The sequence below is a fragment of the Flavobacterium sp. genome (assembly GCF_017985075.1).
In the GTDB taxonomy this organism is placed as follows: Bacteria; Bacteroidota; Bacteroidia; order Flavobacteriales; family Flavobacteriaceae; genus Flavobacterium.
Genome location: NZ_JAGNYF010000082.1, coordinates 1 through 5,678, shown reverse-complemented (window position 1 = coordinate 5,678; position 5,678 = coordinate 1). Strand labels below are relative to the sequence as shown.

Below are 5,678 nucleotides of genomic sequence, written 5' to 3'. Positions count from 1 at the left end.
GTAATTCCAAGTTTTCTAAATACATTCGGAATTTGTCCTAAGTTATCCCAACTTACATCTTTAATTGTAATTTCACTTTTTGTCATAGCCGCTAAGCCAATCCAAGAGCCAATTTCAATCATATCTGGTAAAATTCTATGCTCACAACCACCTAAAGATTCGACACCTTCAATAGTTAATAAATTAGAACCAATACCTGTGATTTTTGCACCCATTGAATTTAACATTTTACATAACTGTTGCAAATACGGTTCGCAAGCGGCGTTGTAAATTGTAGTAATTCCTTCAGCTAAAACAGCAGCCATTACAATATTAGCGGTTCCTGTAACAGACGCTTCGTCTAATAACATATACGCACCTTTTAATCGGCCTTCGTTTTCTACACCATAAAAATGGTCTTCTTTGTTGTATCTAAATTTTGCACCTAAATTGATAAATCCTTCAAAATGGGTATCTAAACGACGTCTTCCAATTTTGTCTCCTCCTGGTTTTGGTATAAATCCTTTTCCAAATCGAGCCAATAAAGGTCCTACAATCATAATAGAGCCACGTAAACTTCCACCTTCTTTTTTAAAGGCCTCTGTTTCTAAATAACCCACATTTACATCGTCTGCTTGAAACGTATAATCGCCAGGTCCGTTTTTCTGAATTTTAACACCTAAATTACCTAATAAAGTAATTAGTTTGTTTACATCAATAATATCAGGAATGTTAGTTACTCTAACTTTTTCTGAGGTTAACAACACAGGACATAAAACCTGTAATGCTTCGTTTTTTGCACCTTGTGGTTGCACATTTCCTTTTAAGGGCGTTCCGCCTTCAATTTTGAATGTTCCCATTTATATTGTATTATTTGGATTATTTTTTGGTTTAAAATTTTTTCCGCCTTTGTAATTTGGATTATTTAAATTGGCTTTTGTATTATCTGGTGTATGTGGTTTTGCATTTGAATTTCTGTTCAATTGCGGTTTGTTTTGATTAGACGGTGGTCTGTTCGCGTTTCTGTTCGTATTTGTATGCGAATCATTCTTAGTAAAAAACTGCGTTTTATTCGACTGTTTTTTATTTACCTTCATTAAATTTTGCGACGTAGAAAGTTCTTCTTTCATTGCCGTTAAGTTTAATTCGCCATTAGATAATTCTAATAAGTGATTAAAAATAACTTCGTCTGTAACCGTATCTTTATTCCAACTTAAAAAACATTTTTTCATATGATTGGCAATCACAATGATTAAAGCATTTTTTAATTCGCCTTCCTCCCATTTACGTGCTACATCAATCATATATTTGATGTTGTTTCCGTAAAAACGGTATTTTGGAAAGTTTTGTGGATACGTTAAACGTTCTGGTTTCAATTGCACTACTTCTCTTGTAGGAATTGGATAGGGCGAATCAATATCTAATTTAAAATCAGACATAATAAACAATTGATCCCATAGTTTGTGCTGAAAATCTGGCACATCACGCAAATGCGGATTTAAATTTCCCAATACCGAAATTACATAACGAGCACCTTTGTTGCGTCGTTCTCTATCTTCGATAGCCGTAATTTGGTTAATTAAATTTTGCACATATCTTCCGTATTCAGGAATAATTAAATGTTCCCGTTGCGAATTATATTCTAAATAATTAATTGATTCTTCGTTGTTGTATGCCATATTTATAATGAAATAATTCCTTCTATAGTTGCTAATTCTTGGTATTTTTCAATTACTGTATCTGCGTTTTGCATCGTCACATTAATTGAAATACTTGTATATTTTCCTGTTTTAGAAGCGTGTGTTTTTATAACGGCGCCCATATTATTAAAGGCATTTTCAACTGTATTCACATTTGTAGCATTTGTTGGTACAATAAATTTGTATAAATACACAGCAGGCCAAGTGGTTGATTCTTCTAATTCCGATTTAAGTCTAATGTAAAAATCTTCGGTTTCTTTATTCATTTTAATTTAATAATAAACAACAAATATACATTTATAATGTTTGATTTGAAAATTTAAATAATTAAGATTTTCAAAATATAAAAAATGATAGTACATTTGACTTTTAAAGCCTTAAAATGAATAAAAAAATTATACTCCTTATTGGCGGTCCAAGTTCTGGAAAAACCACCTTAATTAATCACTTAGAAGCCGAAGGACACATTTGTTATCCTGAAATTTCAAGAGAAGTAATTTTAAAAGCCCGAGAAGAAGGTGTTGATTATTTATTTTTGGAAAATCCGATGTTGTTTAGCGAACGTCTTTTAGAAGGGAGAATTAAACAATATCAAAACGCCGTAAACGAAGAAAAACCTGTTTTTATTGATAGAGGTATTCCTGATGTGGTGGCGTATATGGATTTTATTGGCGACACCTACCCTGATGAATTTATAACCGCTTGCGAAACCTATAAATACGACAAAGTTTTTTTGTTACCACCTTGGGAAGAAATTTACACCAGCGATGCCGAACGTTATGAAAGTTATGAAGAAGCGTCTAAAATTCATAATTATTTGGTAGACACGTATACGAAATATGGATATGAACTACACGAAGTACCAAAAACGTCTGTAGAAGAGCGCTTTCAATTTATTATCAATCACATAAAAGACTAATTCATTTTTAATGAATCAACCGTTAGATGTTTTAAAAGCGTACTGGAAACACAGTGCTTTTAGACCCACACAAGAAGAAATTATCCAGACTATTTTACGTGGTGAAGATACTTTTGCTTTGTTACCAACTGGCGGTGGAAAATCAATTTGTTTTCAAATACCTGCTTTGCTTAAACCCGGAATTTGTTTGGTCATTTCGCCTCTTGTTGCCTTAATGAAAGATCAGGTTGAAAATTTAAAAAACAAAAATATAAAAGCCATTGCCTTAACGGGCGGAATATCAGCTGAAGAAACCAATAATTTATTAGACAATTGTGTCTTTGGGAATTATAAATTTTTATATATTTCTCCTGAACGCCTGCAACAAGATTGGGTTTTAGAACGAATTAAAAACCTAAATATTAATTTAGTTGCGATTGACGAAGCACATTGTATTAGCCAATGGGGACACGATTTTAGACCTGCTTATTTAAAAATATCAGCGTTAAAAGACTACTTTTCAGTGCCGTTTATTGCGTTAACTGCTACAGCTACCCCAAGAGTTCAAAATGATATTTGTACGCTTTTACAATTAAAAAATCCATTTGTTTTTAAAAATTCCTTTTCACGAGACAATTTAGGATATCATATTATAAAAACCGAAGACCAACTTGGGAAACTGAAACAAATTTTTCTAAAAAATCCGGAACCCTCAATCGTATATGTAAAAAACAGAAAATCGTGTATTGAAATCAGCAAAATACTTATAGATTTTGGCTTTACTGCAACCTATTATCACGGCGGATTATCAGGCAAAGAAAAGGATAAAAATATGCAACTTTGGTTGGATGAAAAAGCCAAAATTATAGTCGCCACAAATGCCTTTGGAATGGGAATTGACAAACCAAATGTAAAAACAGTAGTGCATTTGCAACTTCCAGATAATATTGAAAATTACTATCAAGAAGCCGGTAGAGCGGGTAGAAATGGCGAAACGTCTTATGCCCTACTATTAACTCCAGCAATCGATTTTGAAAGTAGGTTGCAACAATATACCGCACAATTGCCACATAAAGAATTTTTGCATTTGGTGTATAAAAATTTAAACAACCATTTTCAAATTGCCTACGGAGAAGGATTTCAAGAGGTTTTTTACTTAAATTTAAATCAATTTTGTTCGAAATTTAATATTTCGGTAACCAAAACATTTGCGTGTTTGCAATTTCTCGATAGACAAGGAATTATCACGCTTCAAAATTTTATAAGCAATAAAGCCAGTTTACAGTTTAATATTGAAAGTCGAGAAGTCATTCGATATTGCAGTTTAAATACTAAAGAAGCTTTAATTATAGAAACCATTTTACGAAATTATACTGGTGTTTTTGAACAAGTTACTCAAATTAACACCGCATTACTTGCTACCAAATCGGGAAAAACTGAAGAACAAGTAATAACAGTTTTAAACAAACTACAAGCACAAGAACTAATTGAATTGAAACTGCAAAGCAATGACATTTCTATTCTTTACAACGAACCACGTGAAGACAGTTATACCATTAATCGTGTGGTTAAAGTATTAGAGCAACAAAATCATATTAAAATAGAGCAATTCAAACAGATGCTTCATTTTGTTTTGGATACCACTACTTGTAAATCGGTTTTAATTTCAACTTATTTTGGAGAAGAAAATCCAAAAACCTGTGGCATTTGTTCGTATTGTACCACAAAAAACAAAGTAGCACCTAAATCGGTTTTAGAGCAAATTCAGACCCTATTACATAAAGGCGCACTTTCTTCAAATGAAATAGAAAACGTACTTCATTTTTCATCAGAAGAAATTATCTTTGCCCTACAAAACTTACTTGAAAATGATATTGTTTTTATAAATACGAATAATCAATACCAAATTAAGTAAGTCTTACATTTTCTTAACGAATACTATAATGGATAAATTAAAAATTATATTTATGGGAACGCCTGACTTTGCAGTTGGCATTCTTGATACACTATATAAAAGTGAGTTTGAAATAGCTGCTGTTATTACTGCGCCAGACAAACCCGCAGGACGTGGTCAGAAAGTTTCAGTTAGTGCGGTAAAAACCTATGCATTAGAAAAAAACATTCCGATTTTACAACCTACCAATTTAAAAAGCGAAGATTTCTTAGAAGAATTAGCCAGTTATGCTGCCAATTTACAAATTGTTGTAGCGTTTAGAATGCTACCAGAAGTGGTTTGGAAAATGCCTAAGTATGGTACGTTTAATCTGCACGCATCTTTATTACCTAATTATAGAGGAGCCGCTCCAATAAATTGGGCAATTATTAATGGCGAAACTGAAACAGGTGTAACAACTTTTTTTATTGACGATAAAATTGATACGGGTGCAATGATTTTAAATCATAAGGTAGCAATTGATGAAAATGAAAACGTGGGGCAGCTTCACGACAAATTAATGCATTTAGGATGCGATACTGTAATAGAGACGTTGCATTTAATACAAAATGAAAAAGTAAAGACAACCATTCAAACTGAAAATTCAGATTTAAAAACGGCGTATAAACTAAATAAAGACAATTGTAAAATTGATTGGTCGAAACCAGGAAAACAAATTTACAATCAAATTAGAGGTTTATGTCCTTATCCAGCCGCTTGGACATTTATTAAAGACGGAGATAATGAGTGGAATGTTAAAATATATGACACTACATTTATAGAAGGAACACATACTTATACTATAGGTCAAATTATTTCTGGAAAAAAGGAAATGAAAATTGCCGTTTCTAATGGTTTCATACAAATTGATAGTTTGCAATTTCCAGGCAAAAAGAAAATGCAAATTCACGAGCTTTTAAATGGTACTTCAATTGGTGCGGATGCCTATGTTAAGTGAGTTTAAGTGCTGAAAATGGGTTAAAATAGGCCACGTTATTAACATTTGCTATAATTTATTAACATTTTAAGCAAAAATAGCTATAAATGCTTGTGTAGTTTAATGATACATTTAAATTTGTATAACAAAATTATGTATAATCATTTTAAAACTATCAATTATGAACAAATCAGAATTAATCGATGCAATGGCAGCAGCAGCTGGAATTAC

The 5,678-nt window shown here is 32.1% G+C and carries 6 protein-coding genes; 3 read left to right on the top strand and 3 right to left on the bottom strand.

Features of this window, described 5'->3' with window-relative positions; genetic code table 11:
- The 3 genes from KA468_RS10320 to KA468_RS10310 form a co-directional block, all read right to left on the bottom strand.
- A partial coding sequence (locus KA468_RS10320; RefSeq protein ID WP_291242856.1) for a UDP-N-acetylglucosamine 1-carboxyvinyltransferase occupies nt 1–839 on the bottom strand: 839 nt, incomplete at its 3' end.
- Complete coding sequence (locus KA468_RS10315; RefSeq protein ID WP_291242855.1) at nt 840–1,658, bottom strand: DUF4290 domain-containing protein; 819 nt, start codon at nt 1,656–1,658, stop codon at nt 840–842. It abuts the gene before it with no gap.
- A gap of 2 nt (nt 1,659–1,660) precedes the next feature.
- Nucleotides 1,661–1,945 (bottom strand): DUF493 family protein, encoded by a 285-nt coding sequence (locus KA468_RS10310; protein WP_291242854.1) that lies wholly within the window; start codon nt 1,943–1,945, stop codon nt 1,661–1,663.
- Between the two features lie 116 nt (nt 1,946–2,061).
- On the opposite strand from KA468_RS10310, the gene KA468_RS10305 reads away from it, so the two are divergent.
- Genes KA468_RS10305 through fmt form a run of 3 tightly spaced genes read left to right on the top strand, consistent with a single transcriptional unit; the run spans nt 2,062 to nt 5,468 of the window.
- Complete coding sequence (locus KA468_RS10305) at nt 2,062–2,598, top strand: ATP-binding protein (protein WP_291242853.1); 537 nt, start codon at nt 2,062–2,064, stop codon at nt 2,596–2,598.
- A gap of 10 nt (nt 2,599–2,608) precedes the next feature.
- Complete coding sequence (locus KA468_RS10300; protein WP_291242852.1) at nt 2,609–4,492, top strand: ATP-dependent DNA helicase RecQ; 1,884 nt, start codon at nt 2,609–2,611, stop codon at nt 4,490–4,492.
- A gap of 28 nt (nt 4,493–4,520) precedes the next feature.
- Nucleotides 4,521–5,468: a methionyl-tRNA formyltransferase gene (fmt, locus tag KA468_RS10295; protein WP_291242851.1), complete on the top strand. Its 948-nt coding sequence runs from the start codon at nt 4,521–4,523 to the stop codon at nt 5,466–5,468.
- The last annotated feature ends 210 nt before the right edge of the window (nt 5,469–5,678 follow it).

Bases quoted from the DNA above. Each gene is read 5' to 3' on its own strand.
- KA468_RS10315 (WP_291242855.1), bottom strand. From the start codon at position 1,658: ATGGCATACAACAACGAAGAATCAATTAATTATTTAGAATATAATTCG.
- KA468_RS10310 (WP_291242854.1), bottom strand. From the start codon at position 1,945: ATGAATAAAGAAACCGAAGATTTTTACATTAGACTTAAATCGGAATTA.
- KA468_RS10305 (WP_291242853.1), top strand. From the start codon at position 2,062: ATGAATAAAAAAATTATACTCCTTATTGGCGGTCCAAGTTCTGGAAAA.
- KA468_RS10300 (WP_291242852.1), top strand. From the start codon at position 2,609: ATGAATCAACCGTTAGATGTTTTAAAAGCGTACTGGAAACACAGTGCT.
- fmt (WP_291242851.1), top strand. From the start codon at position 4,521: ATGGATAAATTAAAAATTATATTTATGGGAACGCCTGACTTTGCAGTT.